The organism is Pseudomonas sp. P4_C8 (assembly GCF_056401975.1).
Genome location: NZ_JBFUIH010000008.1, coordinates 70,869 through 88,132, shown reverse-complemented (window position 1 = coordinate 88,132; position 17,264 = coordinate 70,869). Strand labels below are relative to the sequence as shown.

Here is a 17,264-nt window from a genome sequence, read left to right as displayed (position 1 = left end):
ATTCTAGCGATTGCGCAGCAAAACTACAGTATTGATGACGGCTTGCCCGGCATACCGGTCGTGGACCCGACTCTGAAAGCACCCGTTCCCCGCGCGGTGGTGATCTTTTAGTCGATATCAAGAGTCAAATTGTGAATATCTGTGTTGTCTGCTCACACTATTTAATGACCTCTTCAATTTCCACCCTGTTCCTCACAAGTAATTTAATTAAAACGTCGGTTAAATGTTTACTTGATGAAACACCCTGACTATTATTGCCACACTGTTCCCTGCCATCCAGCCTCCAACATAAGGTAGTCCTCATGTCCTTGATCAACGAATACCGTGCCACCGAAGAAGCTATCAAAGAGCTGCAAGCCCGTTTGAAGAACCTGTCCCAAGACGACAAACTGCAAACCGAGCTGGAATTCGAAGGCAAACTGCGCACCCTGATGGGCGAATACTCCAAGTCCCTGCGTGACATCATCGCGCTGCTGGATCCAGAGTCCAAAACCAAAGCACCACGCGGCGGCGCAGTAAAAACTACTGGCACCAAGCGTGCTCGCAAAGTTAAACAATACAAAAACCCGCACAACGGCGAAGTCATCGAAACCAAAGGTGGCAACCACAAAACTCTGAAAGAGTGGAAAGCCAAGTGGGGCGGCGACGTGGTTGAAGGCTGGGCTACTCTGCTGGGCTAAGCCGCAGAGCTTGTCACAGATAGAAAGGTGACAAAAAATAACGCCAGCGAATGCTGGCGTTTTTTTATGCCCGTGAGGGGGGCATGACTATTTTCGTTTTCAAAGATTCAAACGTTTTTGTAATGCCTCGACATAACATTGCCATTCATTCAGCACTGCACGCTGCAACGGTGTAGCAGTTTCGTTCATTTGGGCCGCAGCTTCTGCAAAAGTATTTAGCGTATGGGGTGCCCCCCACTCGGGCGCTGACAAACGTTTCTGACAGAATAATCGCCAGCGCTCTTGCTCCTCGGAATTCAACGTATCGGGGAAGTTGCGTGCGCGATATCGAAACAATAATTCAGGTAAACGTTCGTCATCGAAAGGCCATTGTTCTTGTGCTAACTGCGCAGGGTCCGCGGACCTGACTTGCTCGCATAGACGCCGATCCCGGTCACCGATAAAACCATCGTATAACTGTTGTTCGGGATCCTGGCTTGGCGTGAAATCTTCGTGGGTATAAATTGCCTGCACTTTATCTCGCCAAACTTGTTGTGCGTCGATTAGCCGCAGCGACCGCTCCTGATAAAGCGCCATGTCCAGCCCCAGGCGTTGCTGGTCGTCGGGGCGAAGTACCGACAAGGGTGCGACCACCGGGCACTTGTTGATGTGAATGAGTTTAAGCGGCACGGGCAGTTCGCCTTCGGCCAGATCATCGCGACGGGTGTACAGCCGCTGTCGCAAGGTCTCGGCATCCAGATCCAGCAAACCCTGGGGATCCAGGTGCAGGTCGCAGACAATCAATGCGTTCTTGTTACGCGGGTGCCAGGCCAGTGGCAGCACCACACCGACATAACTGCGGGCCGCCGAAAAGCGCCCGGAAATATGCACCATCGGTTGCAACAGGCGAACCTGGTCCATCACTTTTTGTTTGCTGCGCAACTTGAATAGCCAGTCATACAACTTTGGCTGTTTTTCACGAATCAGACGGGCCAGCGCGATGGTGGCGCGCACATCCGACAACGCTTCGTGGGCATTTCCGTGATCAATGCCATTGGCGGCGGTCAGGCGTTCGAGTTTGAGCGTCACTTGGCCCTCGTCGTCTGAGGGCCAGACGAGCCCATCCGGACGCAAGGCATACGCCGCACGCACCACATCGATCAGGTCCCAGCGACTGTTACCTCCCTGCCACTCGCGCGCATACGGGTCGAAAAAGTTTCGATACAGGCTGTAACGGGTCATCTCGTCGTCGAAACGCAACGTGTTGTAACCCGCACCGCACGTGCCAGGCGCCGCCAACTGGGCATGCACCCGGGTCATGAAATCGGCTTCGCTCAAGCCCTGTTCGGCCAGGCGGCCTGGCGTAATGCCGGTGATCGCGCAAGCGGCCGGATGCGGCAGGATGTCGTCACTGGGCTGGCAGTAAAGGTTGACCGGCTCGTCTATTTCATTGAGATCGAAGTCGGTGCGAATCCCCGCCACTTGCAGCGGACGGTCGCAGCGCGGATTGATACCAGTGGTTTCATAGTCGTACCAGAAGATGGAGGTCACGGGCTATTCCTGAACTGAAGATCGGCGAAGTCTAGGCGTTCACATCCCGCTCCGGCCAGTAATCTTGTCATTCAATCACCTCTGGCCACTCACCGTGCAATACATAGTTATGTCGTTTTCCCCCGAGAGGCTGCTAGCATCGGACAGACATCGAATCCCGAACAGGCCACACAGGTTGCCCATGCTCGAGACCACAGCACTGCCAAGGAAAGCGACGCTGTACCCGCCACTGGACACGCGGTATCAAGTCGAAACGCCCGAAGGCATCGACTTGCCACTGCGTCCCGCCGGGTTGATGGTGCGTGCGCTGGCCTTCGCCATTGACCTCGGGTTGCGCGGGCTGATCCTCGGCCTGCTGTTTATCGTGCTGGCGTTTCTCGGAAAGCTTGGCGCCGGGCTGGGCTCGCTCCTGCTGTTCGGGGTGAGCTGGTGGTACATGGTGCTGTTCGAAGTGCTCAATCAGGGCCGCTCACCCGGCAAGCAGTGGATGGGCTTGCGCGTGGTGCAGGACGACGGCACGCCGGTCGGCTGGACCGCTTCGCTGCTGCGCAACCTGCTGAGATTTGTCGACATGCTGCCCTTCGGCTACTTCCTCGGCGCCATCAGCTGCCTGCAACATCCCACCTTCAAACGCCTCGGCGACCTCGCTGCCGGCACGCTGGTGATCTACCGCGAACAACCGCTCACCCGCCCGCAACTGCCCGAAGCCCAGCCTGTGCGCCCGACTTTTGCCCTGACGCTGCCCGAACAACGCGCCATCCTCGGTTTTGCCGAACGCCAGGGTGAACTCTCCGAAGCGCGCACCCTTGAGCTCGCCTCGATTCTCGCTCAACCGCTGCAGATCGACCCGCCGCGCGCTGTGGCAGAGCTCAACGGCATTGCCCGCGGCTTGTTGGGTCCGGCATGAAGCAAAGTCTTTTCGAACAGCGCCACAAGGCCGAGTGGGAACAGTTTTCCCTGATGCTGGGTCAACTGGAGCACGGCAAGGACGCGTCCCGGACCGGCGGTTTCCCCAAGGACTATCGTCGCCTTTGCCAGCATTTGGCGCTGGCTCAGGAGCGCGGCTACAGCAGTTTTCTGATTGACTCATTGCAGCAGCTCGCGCTACGCGGGCATCAACAGCTGTATCGGCATCGCAGTCAGCTGGGCGCCAACGTGGCGGGCTTCATCCTGGCCGGTTTTCCGCGATTGGTGCGTGAACAATGGCGCTTTGTGCTCGCCGCCGGCCTGATGTTTTTTGGCAGCCTGATCGGCTTCGCACTGCTGGTGTACCTGTTCCCGGACCTGGTCTACAACCTGATTCCGGCCGAGCAGGTCGGCGAATTGCAGAGCATGTACGACCCGGTCGCCGGCCATTTGGGGCGCACAACGGAACGCGCCGCCAGTGAGAACTGGGTGATGTTCGGTTACTACATCATGCACAACATCGGCATCGCCTTTCAGACCTTCGCCAGTGGTTTGCTGCTGGGTCTGGGCAGCGCGTTTTTCCTGCTGTTCAACGGTTTGATGATCGGCGCAGTGGCCGGGCACCTGACGCACGTCGGCTACGGGCAAACGTTCTGGTCATTCGTGATCGGCCACGGCGCCTTTGAACTGACGGCCATCGCCCTGGCTGGTGCCGCCGGCCTGCAATTGGGTTGGGCACTGATCGCACCGGGACGCCTGCCGCGCGCTGAAGCATTGCGACTGGCGGCGGGCAAGAGTGTGTTGCTGATCTGCGGTGTCATGTTGTTCCTGTTGATTGCGGCGTTTATCGAAGCTTACTGGTCGTCAATGACCGCTCCGGCACCGATGACCAAATACCTGGTTGGCGCCGCGCTCTGGGCGTTTGTCGCAACGTATCTGCTGTTTGCCGGACGGGCTCGCCATGCGCCTGAGTGACGCCACGGTCGTGATCCGCCCGCGCAACACCTGGGAAGCCATGGACCTGGGCGTGCTGCTGAGCCAGCGCCATCGACGCCTGTTGATGACCAGTTGGGCCATCGTGACCTTGCCGGTCTTCGCCTTGCTGAGTGCGATGTTCTGGGATTCGCCGTCCCTGGCCGTGTTTATCTTCTGGTGGCTTAAACCGGCGTTTGAGCGCCTGCCGTTGTTCATCCTGTCCAAAAGCCTGTTCGGCGAAACACCGACATTGAAACAGGCGCTGCGCGAATGGCCACGCCTGCTCAAGCCGCAACTGCTGGCCAGCCTGACCTGGCGCCGCCTGAGCCTGAGCCGCAGTTTTGTGATGCCAGTGGTGCAACTTGAGGGCCTGAGTGGCGAGCCGCGACAACAGCGATTGCAAGTACTGCTGCGGCGCAACGCCGGTGCGGCGCAATGGCTGACGATCATCGGCGTGCATCTGGAAAGCGCGCTATGGATTGGTTTGATGGTGTTGTTCTACCTGTTCCTGCCACAGCAGGTCGAACTCGACTGGAGCTGGCAGACCCTGATCACCGCCGTCGTGCAGGACTGGCGCTGGCTGGAACACCTGACCAATGCTTTTTACGTGCTGGTGCTGATTGTCTGGGAGCCGGTCTATGTCGCCTGCGGTTTCAGTCTTTACCTGAACCGGCGCACGGTGCTGGAGGCCTGGGATATTGAACTGGTGTTTCGCCGCTTACGCCAACGCCTCAATACAACCACCCTCACCCTGATTCTGGCGGCAATCCTGTTGGTGCCTGGCGCGCAACACGTTTGGGCCGCCGAGCCTGTCATCACTCCGGACAGTCCTCGTCTGCTCAATCAACCGCTGACCAGCCAGGCTTCAAAAGACAGCATCAAAGCTCTCCTCGACAAACCACCGTTCAAGAACAAGGAAACGGTCACCCGCTATCAGTTTGGCGAGGATAAACCCGAGGCCAAAACCCCGGATGACGGCAAAACACCCGAATGGCTGAAGGCGTTGTTGGCGCTGCTCGACAGCCAGCGTTTCGGCTTCCTCGCCACCTTGATTGAACTGCTGCTGTGGAGCGCGATTATCGGCGGTATCGGCATATTGATCTGGCGTTACCGTGACTGGTTGCAGGCGTTCGTCAGCCGTCGACCCGCGTTGAAAAGTAAAGTCGCCCGGCCGTTACCGCAGCAGGCTTTCGGCCTGGACCTTAACCGCGAAACCCTGCCCGCCGACATTGCCGCCAGTGCTGAAAGTCTCTGGCAAACCAACCCGCGCGCGGCCCTCGGTTTGCTCTATCGCGCCCTGCTCAGTCACTTGCTGCACGACCACCACATGGCGCTGAAACCCTCCGATACCGAAGGCGAAGTACTCCAACGCGTCGAACAACTGCAGCAACCGGCGTTGCTGGCCTTCAGCAAAACCCTGACCGGGCACTGGCAAAACATGGCCTACGGTCACCGCCTGCCACCCGCGTACCTGCAACAAGAACTCTGTGACGGCTGGCGAACATTGTTCGGCCCGGAGGCTGACCGTTGAGCCGGCGTTCAGGGTTAGCGGTCGGTGTGCTCATCGCTGTACTGGTCGGTGCGCTGAGTATTTATCTGTACCTGAAAGCCACGCCCTATCAGGCAGAAATCGATCACGGCCCATCGCCTGAAGCGCAGGCCAACCCCTACCTCGCCGCTGAACATTTTTTGCGCAAGCAGGGCCTGACCGTCAACCATGCCAATGGTCTTGACGTGCTGCCCACCCTCGATCCCCATCAGCACAGCCTGTTGCTGCTCGGGGATCGCTACAACATGACCCCGCGTCAGATTGATCAGGTCTTGAACTGGACCCGTGCCGGCGGGCGTATTTTATTTGTGGCCCAATCCCTTTGGGATGAAAAGACCGGCCAGAGCAACGACCTGCTGCTCGACCGGGTGCAATTGCACCAGTCGCTGAGCAAAGACCTCAAGGACCCGCCACCCGACATCCTCGACGATCACTATCCCAAACTGACCAAGCTGTATCTGGAAGATGAAGAAGCACCGGCCTACGCGAATTTCGACACGGCATTCCATCTCGACGACCCGAAAAACCTCGCGCAAGCCTGGGCCAACAGCGGCAAGGCCACGCACATGATGCAGCTCAATCACGGACTCGGTTCGATCACCGTGGTCACCGATGCCGACCTGTGGAAAACCCCGGCCATCGACCAGTACGACAATGCCTGGCTGCTCTGGTATCTGACGGCGGACACGAGCGTCACGTTGCTGTTCAACACCGATCACGACAGCTTGCTGACCTTGCTTTTGCGTTATTTCCCACAGGCATTGGTGGCCTTGATTGCGCTGATCATCCTGGGATTCTGGCATGTCGGCGTGCGCCAGGGTCCGCTGCTGGAACCCGCATCGAAAGGCCGCCGCCAACTCCAGGAACACCTGCGCGCCAGTGCCGATTTCATGTTGCGCCGCAACGGCCAGCAGCACCTGCTGCAAGCCTTGCAACAAGACATCCTGCGCCGTGTGCGGCGCCGTCATCCCGGTTTTGAACAACTCGGCGTTGCCGAGCAATGGCTGGTGCTCGCACGCCTGACCGGCCAACCCACACGCGCTATCAGCCAGGCCATGAGCCCGCGACCGAAGCAGCGGCTGTCCAGCGCTCACTTCAGCCGTCTGGTCGCCCACCTGCAAACCTTGAGGAACGCTTTATGAGTGAACAGATCGAGCCCGGCTCGCCAACTCACGCCGCCCAGCAACGCCAGCGCGCCAGTCAATTGGCCCAGGCCGTGCGCGGCGAATTGCAGAAAGCCGTGATCGGTCAGAACAGCGTGATCGACGACGTCCTCACCGCTCTGATCGCCGGTGGCCATGTGCTGCTCGAAGGCGTGCCGGGGTTGGGCAAGACATTACTGGTACGCGCCCTCGCCCGCTGCTTTGGTGGCGAATTCGCGCGCATCCAGTTCACCCCGGACCTGATGCCCAGCGACGTCACCGGGCACGCGGTCTACGACCTGAACACCGAGCAGTTCAAACTGCGCAAAGGCCCGCTGTTCACCAATCTGCTGCTGGCTGACGAGATCAACCGCGCCCCGGCGAAAACCCAGGCCGCATTGCTCGAAGCCATGCAGGAACGCCAGGTCACCCTCGAAGGCCGCGCCCTGCCCATCGCGCAACCGTTCATGGTGCTCGCCACGCAAAACCCCATCGAACAGGAAGGCACCTATCCACTGCCCGAAGCCGAACTCGATCGGTTCATGCTCAAGGTGCGCATGGATTACCCCGATGCCGAGCAAGAGTTGAATATGGTCCGCCAGGTCAGCCGCTCGACCCGCGCCGACATGCTCGATGTGCAACCGTTGCGCACGGTGTTGCAGGCCAAGGACGTGCTGGCCTTGCAGCGTATTGCCAGTGATTTGCCGCTGGATGATCAGGTGCTCGATTACGCCGTTCGACTGGCCCGCAGCACCCGCAGCTGGCCGGGTTTGACCCTCGGCGCCGGGCCTCGCGCATCCATCGCTTTGGTGCGTTGCGCCCGAGCCCGTGCGTTGTTGCGCGGTGGCGACTTTGTGATTCCGGACGACATCAAAGGCTGCGCATTGGCGGTTCTGCGCCATCGAGTGCGCATCGCGCCGGAGCTGGATATTGAAGGGTTGGACGTCGATCAAGTGCTCAGGCAATTGCTCGATCAAGTGCCGGCACCGCGCCTGTGAAACCGACACGCCTGCTGCTGATCTGGCTCGCGATCCTGCTGGTCATCGGCATCGTGTTAGGCGCGTTGCGGGCGCTGGACATCGCCGTCCCATCGACTCTGTTGTCGATCAACTGGGGATTGCTACTGGCCCTGTTGTCGCTGGCCGTGCTCGACGCCATTCGCCTCAGACGCCAGCCCTCGCCGCGCCTGCGCCGACACATGCCCGGCAGTCTGGCATTGGGTCGGTGGAGTGAAGTACGGCTGGACGTTGAACATGCGTTCACTCAACCGCTGAACGTGCACCTTTTCGATCATGTGCCACCGGGACTGAGTTTCGAAAACCTCCCCTTGTCCGTCGAATTGCAACCCGGTCTACAGAGCCAGATTGGCTATCGGGTGCGTCCGCTCAAGCGTGGCCACTTCAGCTTCGAACACTGTGAAATCAGCTTGCCGAGTTCCTTGGGTTTATGGTCCGACAAACGCCTGCTGAACGTGGTCGACAGTACCCGCGTCTACCCCGACTTCGCCCGCATCTACGACGGCCAGCTGTTGGCGGTGGACAACTGGCTCAACCAACTCGGCGTGCGCCAGCGACAACGTCGCGGATTGGGTCTGGAGTTTCATCAACTGCGCGAATTTCGTGAAGGCGATAGCCTGCGCCAGATCGACTGGAAAGCCACCGCCCGCCAGCGCACGCCGATTGCCCGTGAGTATCAGGACGAGCGCGATCAACAGATCATTTTCATGCTCGACTGCGGTCGACGCATGCGCAGTCAGGATGACGAACTCGCGCATTTCGATCACGCACTCAATGCCAGCCTGTTGCTCAGCTACGTCGCCCTGCGCCAGGGTGATGCCGTGGGCCTGAGCACCTTCGCCAGCGACCGACCGCATTACCTCGCCCCGATCAAAGGCACGGGCCAGCTCAACGTGTTGCTCAACAGCGTCTACGACCTCCAGAGCACTCAACGCCCCGCCGATTACCAGGCTGCGGCCACTCAACTGCTGGCCCGACAGAAACGCCGGGCGCTAGTGGTGCTGGTGACCAACCTGCGGGATGAAGACGATGAAGAATTGCTGACTGCGGTTAAACGCTTGAGCAAGCTGCATAGGGTGTTGGTGGCGAGCCTGCGTGAGGACTTGCTCGATAATCTACGGCACGCCCCGGTGCAGACCTTGCCAGAGGCGCTGGCCTATTGCGGGACGGTGGATTATTTGAATGACAGGGCGCAGCTCCATGAGCGGTTGAAGGCTCATGGAGTGCTGGTGGTGGATGCTCGACCCCAGGAGTTAGGGGCCGAGTTGGTGACGCGGTATTTGGGGTGGAAGAAGGCGGCAGCGCTATGAGCAATTACGTCCATCAATGGACCCCTAGCGCTCCAGGAATACGATACCTGCACGTTGTTCAACGTTAACTGTACCGTCAGAGTTTAGGAACCGCATGAGTACTTCGTAATGCTGATATCGATCCGATTGATAATGTCTACTCAAGACGCCTTGATCAGCCGATTTCACATAAACATCGAATACGCCATTGTTGAAAAAGGCGACGTCTACACCTACGACACCTTCTCCAGTGGTGTTATCAACCAGCCGACAGCTGAGGCGCGCCGTTTGCCCTACATAATATTGGCCATTGCCGATGAGTTGAACAAAGGCTAGCTGCCGATCCTCAACAGTAAACATTAGCAGTGCCGTATCCCATCCCGCCTTTCCACCTCGCACAGAGGCTCCCAAAACACTCGGCATGTTCGCTGAAAGCCTGAACATCACACTCGTTTTCCCTTCTTTGTTAGTTCTCGTTGGTGCAATCGTCACGCCCGGGAAGTCCCACATTACCTCTACATCCCACAAAGGTTCGCCAGTGATAGCTGAGACAACGATAGCGTCGGCCGAGACCTCATCTCCGGGAAATCCGGCAGGATCCGGACTGGACAGAGTCTGTATTTCCCGTGGCTCATTCAGGAAATACGACAACGCAACCGACTCCCTATCCCCCACCGTTGCCGTCAACTCAGCCTCTCCAGGAGTTTCGGGAACGAAGCGAACTCTCGCCACCCCGTAATAATCAGTCACAGTGGTCACGACTCCAAGATCAGGACTACGCCACGTCACCACCCATCCCACCATCGCCTTGCCACTGATGGCCGACACTACGGTGACCTGCCCTAAAAATTCCTGCCCCCAATCCAGCGTCTGATCAACGCGGCTGTTCCCGGCGATTTTCACCACCTGCGCGCCTTCCCCCAATGACATCGCGTTCGCTGGCGAAAGACTCGCCAGCCGTTCCGATGACAATCGCAACGCAAAACTTGCGTCCTTCAGATCGCCCGCCTTGAACTGATACTGCAAATTCACCACATTGAAAAACTTGCGTGGTACCCCCAAGGCCCCCAACAAAAACCTGATTCCCAGTTCGTCAGGCCCTGTCCCCGTCATGCCGAGTGTCAAGTCACGATCAAACAACGGACTGTTCTGGGGAGCCGACACCTCAAACATGTGTTCACCTTTGCGACGCGGGAAGTAGGTCTTTTCGCCCCAGGCGTGAGCCAATCCGCCGTCAAACCTGACCGACAGCCCCTCCCACGGATCGCTCGCCAGTGCCGTAACCCCCATCACGCGTTTATCTTCAAAGCTGTCGAAAGCACTGACCACCAACGCCTGTACTTCATGTGCCCCATCGATTACCGGCGAAAAATCAATACCGGACCAACCTTCGTTATCGGTATGCACCACCCTTGGCCCCTGCGGCGTCGTCCATGTCACGGGCACCTGATTCACAGCGTGCTGGGTGAAATGAGAGAACACCTGAACCCACTGCCACGCAGGCTCCTGCCCTACCACCGGATCCACCGGCGATTCACGCCACGACTCGATCCTGATTTTGTTGTGCGCCAGCATCATCGGCTTGGCGCTGGCAACGAAGTTCAACTGAGGCAGTGCCAACGCCAAGGCGAACTGGCCGGGTTGCTGACTGGCGGTGAAGTCCAATGACCAGATAGCACCGCCGTCGGTGATCGTTTGAGGCAGGTTCAAAGTGGGTTGAACCGTTGCCCCTAACTGATCGGCCGGCGTCCCCGACCACGCCAGCGAGGAATCCAGTCCCACCAACGGGCTCAGCGCATTAGGCAAAACGTTGAAGCGATGAATCGCACCCAGGCACGGATAGAACGATCGACCGACCAACGTTGCCGAAATCTGATCCAGCATCAGGCTCACTTCTTCCGTCAGATCCCCGGACATCAAGCGCCCGGATAGCTCTCGAACGGTTAATTCGCCTTCAAGGTGTAGCTCCAGTTCAAACAGACTGCTGAGGCTGTCATTCGCTTGTGAGACGAGTTTCCATTCCACGCCGTCTGCTACCAAAGCCTTGGGCGTTCCGAGGTCAGCAGGCACTAATCCGATATCCGGGGCTGCACCTCGCCAGTGCAAACTGATGTTTTTTCCAACCCACGAACTGCCGGCGACCGGAACAACTTTCAAGGTATGTGTCTGGCCACGCCGACACAGCACGCCGAGCGTATTGCGTTCGACCTCCACCTCATCCAGCAGGATCTTGACTTCACGCTTCCAGGGACTGGTCGCAATCGCCTTCACATCAAAAAGCTGTTCAATCGCAACGGCCTCTTCATGGGCCTTGATGCTGGCCTCGACGACCTGATCCCCAGCGACTTTCGGCGTATACAACACACTGGCCCAGCCACCGGCACCGGATCGGGTCGCAATCGTGCCTTCAGGGGTTATCCAGTCGACCCACGCGTTGTTCACCGGATCACCGTCGCCACTGGCCACGACATGCACCACCTGCACCCGCAACAGCACGCTTTCGTTTTCATCCACCACCGGAAACTTGTTGGCCTCACGCACCTCGCCGACCTTGACCAGATTGCGCGCCAGCGACATGGTTTTTTTCGGTGAAGGAGACAACAGCTTCGAGCAGACCAGCTCCAGATAAAACCGACCGTCAAGACGATCCTCGCTCGTCAGGGTCCAGGCCATATCGCGACCGATGACCGGCACCGATTCCTCAAGCGGCGGGCTGACACCAACCCCCAATTGTTCATGGGAATCACCGCTCCAGTGCAACGACAGTTCCGTGCCCAACAACGGGTTGTCCGCAGGCAGTTTCACCGTCACCGGATAATCCGAGCCCCGATTGGGATAGCCGGTTTTTTCCTCCCAACGCTTCTCATCGCCCTCGACGACCGCCAATACTTCCTTCCACGGATCCGTCGCCAATACCCGAACTTCCAACGCCTGAGTGACCACACCAGCGGCGTAATAGGGGCTGTCGACAGAGGCCTGAATGACAACGTTACCCGCTGCCACCGGTTCAAAATCGAAGTAAGCCCAGCCTTGATCATTCGTGACGCCAGTGCCTTTCACCCCTTGTCCTTCAAGCGTCCAGATCACCGTTCGCCCGCTGAGGGACTGGCCGGTGTAATACGACGCCACTTGCACACCCAGACGCACACGCTGCCCGTACTCAAGCACCGGGTAATACGCCGCCTCAAGCACCTCACGAAACACCAAACGATGATGCCCCAGCGACACATTCACCGGGTAAGGCTCAGCCGTGTACTGGTTAACCAGGTTCATCGAGAACAGGTAGGGCTCTTCATCGCCGATCAACGGGCAATCAAGCTGCCATGGATCCTCTAACGGATGATCCACGCCCCATTCCGGCACTGCGACAACCGCGCCAAACGGATTGTCGTCACTGCTCAACGCTGCGCGGGTGTCCCGCCAGGCATTGTCTGGCGCGGGCAGGAATTTCAACCGGTGAGCCTCGCTCGCGGAGGCCCCCAGGCACAGGTACAGCGTCGCAGCAGGTGACACCGGTTCTTCATCCAGCATCAGCCCTTGCATCACCGCTGGCTCCAGATGCAATTGGAGATTGATTCGGGTGATGCAGATGCCCGAAATGGGGTCATTGGGGGCATTGGCCGGGCTGGACACGTCGACGGTGAGCGTGTCCCCGGCACTGAATGGCAGCGCCAGTTCAACTTCGTACTTGATCGGCTTGAACTCCAGCGGCTGACCGTTCCTCATCCGCGCCTGATCCTCCTCCACATCCCGAGATGCACCCGGCGGCAACGGGATTACCAAAGTCTCTTGCTGCCCATCAATACTGATCTTCAGCGTGCCCGCTTCGGTGTGCCGTGTCTCGCACCAGAAACCGAGGACATAGCGCGCTTGCTCAATGGGATCCTTTGGGACCTCCAACCGCTGACTGACCGAAGACTTGTTTCCAGACTTCAGAAAACGAATAAATTCGCCTTCATGGATTTCACGCGCGGTACTCAACCAGCCTGGATTATTCGAACCTTTCTTCCAATCGGAAAACCCCTGCTTGAAATCGCCATTGCGGATCAGACTTTGATTGGCCTGGATGATCGGTTCATTCATGACGGACGGCTCCTTCGACGGTTGGGTTTTGCTCCGGGTTTTCAGCTTGGGTTACCAGGTCTTCGACGGTTCGCGCGAAGGTTGGCTTGCCGGCTTTGGCTGTGAAACGGATCCGCAGAATGATGTCCGTCAACGACAGCAGCATGGCGTGCTGCGACGTTTTTGTCGGCCGTGGAAAGTTCAACGTCCAGCGCGACACTGCCCCGGTGTTTTCGAAGGGGTTGAGCAACCCTTCATCAGGTTTCATGGCCGTCATGCCGTTATCGGCAATCCCCATCGACAAGACGATTTGTTGACCACTGCGCAGGTTGACCTGCACGTCGGAGGGGCCTGTGGCACCGTCCGGGTTGTGCAAATACCTCACAGACTGACTCGATGCCTTGGTCGCGATCATGCTGGTGATCTGCAACAAGGTTGCTCGTACATTTTCGTAAGGGCCGGTCAGCACCGGCAGATCGACCTCGATCGAGCTGATTTGTCGGCAGTAATGCCCCGGATGATCGCGATCGAACAGCAGCTGGGTAAGCTTGAATTCCAGTGTCCCCCGGTCCTGCAACTGCTGCAGCGCAGACGTCCAGTTGTCGATCCCTACTTGCGGTTCGACCTTGTCGTCAAACAATTGCCGCAAGGATACGGTTTTGACCAGTTCCAGCCGTCGCTCATGGCGTTGCAGGTATTCACGCTCCATGCGCAACAAATGCCCGCGTAAGTGTTCGCCTGCGGTCAAGCCGTGACGGTTATCCAGCCAGACCTGAGGCAAGGGAAGATTCGCGTCGTAATCGCCGGTTTCCGCGTTCAACGAAGCCTGAGCGTTGAGGCACAAACTGACGACCGCATCGTACGCCTGATAATGCAGGGCCTTGAACTGGCCCAGCAACCAGCCGAACAGTTCGGCATTGGTCGCACGCTTCTTGAGGAAGTTGTAAACCGTCAGCGCTTGGCTGTTGGCCGTGAGGGTCTGCTGCAGGCTGGTTTTGGCCGCCTCGACGGCATGCCTTTGAGCACCGATCTGCTCATCGATCGCCCGGATCTCCGCTGTCGCTTGATTACGTTGCATCTCCCATTCGTTGCGACGACGACGATAGGCTTCGGTGGTGGCTTGTTTGTCCGCGTCCAGTTGCTTGACCGCCGAAGCGATGTCCAGTCCAAAGCACACGGCATTGATGGCTTCGTCGACACGAAACCCACCATTGGCCAAACCGAACACATTGGGCAGTGCAGCCAGCACCCCGGCTGCTGGCTTGATGCTTGAGGACACCAGTGACAGTTTTTTTGACTCCTGCAGACTTTCCATGACCTCGTATTCAACCGCCGACACATTTTCGTCATAGAGTGCCGCATAGGCATCGGCCCGTTCCGCCGCCACGGCTCGGCTTTGCTCCAGCGCGACCACATTCGCCTTTAACTGGTCGATGGCATATTCCTGCACGGTCTGGGCATAGGTGCCCAGTTTCACCAGATGGTCTTGCTGCATTTCTTCCTGCTCGATCCGATCCCGCTGCTCAAGCAAGCGCAGCACCTGGTTGCCGTATTCCTGCAGGGTTTGCACGGCACGCAACGCCGCCTCGAAAATCACGCGCCAACGGAAAGCACCGACCACCAGACGCCCGCCCATGGGTCTTGGCGCGCCAATGCCCCCGGCCGCCAGGTCTTGCAACAATTGATTGGGATCGGTGGGAGGGCTGAAAAGCGGGATCTCCATCGACTTGCCGTCAAGGGTGAGATTATTGCGCAGGTTATGCAGGCGTTGGCCGGGCAAGTCGTACATCGCGAGCAACTGATCATTGATCGGGAGTTTGAAAGGATTGTTCGCCAGCAACCCGAGCTCGGGCGGTTCGTCGGCGCCGACAGGAAAGTCCGCCAGGCTGAACCCGAGGGTTTGTTCAAATTGCTCAAGCGCCGGTCGCGACAGGCTCTTGGCCAAAAGGCCCTCCACCGTGTCGATTTCCCAACGGTTCACTGTGCGCACCGTAGGGGCCTTACCCATGAAGAACTCGGCCTGGACGTAACACAACTTGGCCGCCACCAGGCTGTCACGGGTGAGCTGGCGGTAATACCAATCGCCCCAGGCGACCAGGTTCTTGACGTATTCAGTAAACACCAGGATCTGGAAATGGTAGGGCGCGGAATAGCCGATGGCGTCCGGATCGGTCGGTGCGCGGGTTTCAAAGCCCACATTGCCTTTGACGACGTTCAATGGCCGGCAGCGCCAGTAAAGCGGTTTAGGATTTACTGCTTTTGTAATGTCCGCCGGCGCCTGCGGATCAAACAGATAATGCAGCCATTTTTGCGCCTCCAGAAAACGATCTTCCGTGCGCAGGCGCGTTGATACCAGATGAGGCAAATGAAAAAACAGCTCCCAGAAAAACAAGCCATTGGCGCCGTTGAATGCACCGTTCGGCTCGCTGATCGTTGCAGAACCGGGGGGCGGTTCCGACAGAAACTGGGTGTCCCAATCAAGTACGGCATCCACGGAAACATTGGAGCGTTGCACCAGCTCGGGGCCGAACAGCGAATTCAGACGGGTAAATTTAAGCGTCCAGTCTGGCTGGTTGAAAGCAATAAACTGCGCCGCATTGGAAGTGTTTTTGAGCAATGCCGACGGGTTGAAGTCCGTTACGTTGGCAATCGTCAATGCAAATTCTTTAAGTCCATATCCACCCGTGGCACTGCCAAAAGTAAAGGTCGGCGTCCCCCATGCACCTTTCCCCCGCTTGAAGACTTGCCATTCGGTGCCCCAGCCACCGGCAATTGGCTTGGAGGTTTTAATCGGTGCCGGGTCGCCTTCGGCTGGGTTTTTCAATGTCAATTCCAATTCAACGTTATCGGTACGGGTTTCTCCCGTGGGCCTCAAAAGTCCCTGGACAATCAGCACATCCTCTTCACCGACCCGAAACGCCACGGCCTGCACATCCAGGTAAGGCGCCAAGGTCCCTGGCGTGGCCACAGCGGCAGCGATGGTCGGCTGGTTCAGCAACGGATGCTGCACCGTTTCGGCGGCGACAAAGCGTTTGTCCGCAGCGTGCTTCAGCCAGCCGCCATCGTCTTCGGGCAAGGGACGGAAAAGCACATCGCGTACCGCTGTCACATTCAGACCGGCCTCACTCCCGTCCCCTTTGCGGTTCGTCAACAACACCCCCAACTTGCCCTTGGGGTTGTGATGATCGGCCCACACGGTCGCAATCAGTCGAACGTTTTTGTCCTGGGAGTGATCTGCCATCTGCGCGGAGCTGTGCATGTTCAGCGGTGCCGACCACTGGCCGTTTTGACTCATGAACGCCAGATTGATGTCCAGCCACGGCGGTATGCTCTTGCCATCCGCTCCCTCGACCTTGTCCCGCCACTCGGCCCACACCAGGCACAACCGCCCGCTCCAGAACACCGGGCGAATGTCCAACACCTTGGCTCCGGCCGGAATATCCACCGGCTGCCATTCATTCCACACCGCGGGATTGAGGGCGACATCGGCTGGCGAGAGTTCCACCTCAGCCTTGCGCCAGAAATACTGAAAAGGCGGCACCCGCTGGCGACCGACAAAGTAATAATCGGCGCGTGCCGGCGAGGCACCGTCCATGTAGCTGCTGATCACGTCCAGGTTGCAGGTCTGCTCGAACGTTTTCAGGTAATCCTGCAGGGCTGCCTGTACCGAATCGCTGTTCAGGCGGGTCTGATTGAGATTGTTTTCCAGGGTTTTGAACAGGCTGGTCTTGCGCTGTCGCACAAAGGGGGTCATGAAATTTTCCGGGTAAATCGCGATCAGTTGCCGCGCGGCCCAATCCGGGTAATTGCTGTAAAGCTCCCAAGTCGCCAGATCTCTTTTATCGAACTCGATCGTCGCATAGCCCGGCTCCAGCTTGCGGTACGCGGCATGGATAAACTGCTGGGCGCAGCTCGTCGCTTCGGCCACCCGGGAACTCTGAACCGGGTAGTTGTCCAGGGGATCCATGCGCAGCAGTTCGAACAGGTCTGCCGGGGTTTTCAGGAAGCTGTACTTTGGCGATTCTCCGCTCCCGAACTTCCCGATGCAGAACTCGACCAGTGCATTACGGCGCTTTTCGAGCAGGCCAGCCATATTGTTCAGTGCCATAGTCCTT

General features: G+C 58.3%; 10 protein-coding genes. 7 read left to right on the top strand and 3 right to left on the bottom strand.

Annotated features, from left to right (window positions below):
• Positions 1–302: 302 nt before the first annotated feature.
• Positions 303–680 carry a histone-like nucleoid-structuring protein MvaT gene (mvaT, locus tag AC1DWM_RS07080; RefSeq protein ID WP_007933316.1) on the top strand — a complete coding sequence of 126 codons (378 nt, stop codon included), beginning with the start codon at positions 303–305 and terminating at the stop codon, positions 678–680.
• Positions 681–779: 99 nt separating this feature from the next.
• On the opposite strand, the gene sbcB is transcribed toward mvaT, so the two are convergent.
• The gene (gene sbcB, locus AC1DWM_RS07075; RefSeq protein ID WP_477794893.1) at positions 780–2,210 is read right to left on the bottom strand and encodes an exodeoxyribonuclease I; all 1,431 of its coding nucleotides are present in this window, start codon (positions 2,208–2,210) and stop codon (positions 780–782) included.
• Positions 2,211–2,391: 181 nt separating this feature from the next.
• Here sbcB and AC1DWM_RS07070 point away from each other — a divergent pair, with 181 nt between their 5' ends.
• The 6 genes from AC1DWM_RS07070 to AC1DWM_RS07045 are packed head-to-tail and all read left to right on the top strand — an operon-like array spanning position 2,392 to position 9,108.
• Positions 2,392–3,117, top strand: coding sequence for an RDD family protein (locus AC1DWM_RS07070; protein ID WP_223511815.1), 726 nt, complete (start codon positions 2,392–2,394; stop codon positions 3,115–3,117).
• Positions 3,114–4,091 (top strand): stage II sporulation protein M, encoded by a 978-nt coding sequence (locus AC1DWM_RS07065; RefSeq protein ID WP_477794892.1) that lies wholly within the window; start codon positions 3,114–3,116, stop codon positions 4,089–4,091. Before AC1DWM_RS07070 ends, AC1DWM_RS07065 begins: the two co-directional genes overlap by 4 nt.
• A complete protein-coding gene (locus AC1DWM_RS07060; protein ID WP_477794891.1) occupies positions 4,078–5,622 on the top strand; it encodes a DUF4129 domain-containing protein in 1,545 nt (514 codons plus the stop codon). Before AC1DWM_RS07065 ends, AC1DWM_RS07060 begins: the two co-directional genes overlap by 14 nt.
• A complete protein-coding gene (locus tag AC1DWM_RS07055) occupies positions 5,619–6,782 on the top strand; it encodes a DUF4350 domain-containing protein (protein WP_477794890.1) in 1,164 nt (387 codons plus the stop codon). Before AC1DWM_RS07060 ends, AC1DWM_RS07055 begins: the two co-directional genes overlap by 4 nt.
• Positions 6,779–7,780, top strand: coding sequence for an AAA family ATPase (locus AC1DWM_RS07050; protein ID WP_477794889.1), 1,002 nt, complete (start codon positions 6,779–6,781; stop codon positions 7,778–7,780). The genes AC1DWM_RS07055 and AC1DWM_RS07050 overlap by 4 nt, the downstream gene beginning before the upstream one ends.
• Complete coding sequence (locus tag AC1DWM_RS07045; protein WP_223511810.1) at positions 7,777–9,108, top strand: DUF58 domain-containing protein; 1,332 nt, start codon at positions 7,777–7,779, stop codon at positions 9,106–9,108. Before AC1DWM_RS07050 ends, AC1DWM_RS07045 begins: the two co-directional genes overlap by 4 nt.
• A gap of 24 nt (positions 9,109–9,132) precedes the next feature.
• On the opposite strand, the gene AC1DWM_RS07040 is transcribed toward AC1DWM_RS07045, so the two are convergent.
• Positions 9,133–13,170 (bottom strand): Ig-like domain-containing protein, encoded by a 4,038-nt coding sequence (locus AC1DWM_RS07040; RefSeq protein WP_477794888.1) that lies wholly within the window; start codon positions 13,168–13,170, stop codon positions 9,133–9,135.
• On the bottom strand, positions 13,163–17,257 hold the full coding sequence (locus tag AC1DWM_RS07035; protein ID WP_477794887.1) for a Tc toxin subunit A-related protein: 4,095 nt from the start codon (positions 17,255–17,257) through the stop codon (positions 13,163–13,165). Before AC1DWM_RS07035 ends, AC1DWM_RS07040 begins: the two co-directional genes overlap by 8 nt.
• Positions 17,258–17,264 lie beyond the last annotated feature (7 nt).

What these genes read in the sequence shown, in the direction of transcription:
- AC1DWM_RS07035 (WP_477794887.1), bottom strand. Translation starts at nt 17,257, where the DNA reads ATGGCACTGAACAATATGGCTGGCCTGCTCGAAAAGCGCCGTAATGCA.
- AC1DWM_RS07050 (WP_477794889.1), top strand. Translation starts at nt 6,779, where the DNA reads ATGAGTGAACAGATCGAGCCCGGCTCGCCAACTCACGCCGCCCAGCAA.
- AC1DWM_RS07070 (WP_223511815.1), top strand. Translation starts at nt 2,392, where the DNA reads ATGCTCGAGACCACAGCACTGCCAAGGAAAGCGACGCTGTACCCGCCA.
- AC1DWM_RS07065 (WP_477794892.1), top strand. Translation starts at nt 3,114, where the DNA reads ATGAAGCAAAGTCTTTTCGAACAGCGCCACAAGGCCGAGTGGGAACAG.
- mvaT (WP_007933316.1), top strand. Translation starts at nt 303, where the DNA reads ATGTCCTTGATCAACGAATACCGTGCCACCGAAGAAGCTATCAAAGAG.
- AC1DWM_RS07040 (WP_477794888.1), bottom strand. Translation starts at nt 13,170, where the DNA reads ATGAATGAACCGATCATCCAGGCCAATCAAAGTCTGATCCGCAATGGC.
- AC1DWM_RS07060 (WP_477794891.1), top strand. Translation starts at nt 4,078, where the DNA reads ATGCGCCTGAGTGACGCCACGGTCGTGATCCGCCCGCGCAACACCTGG.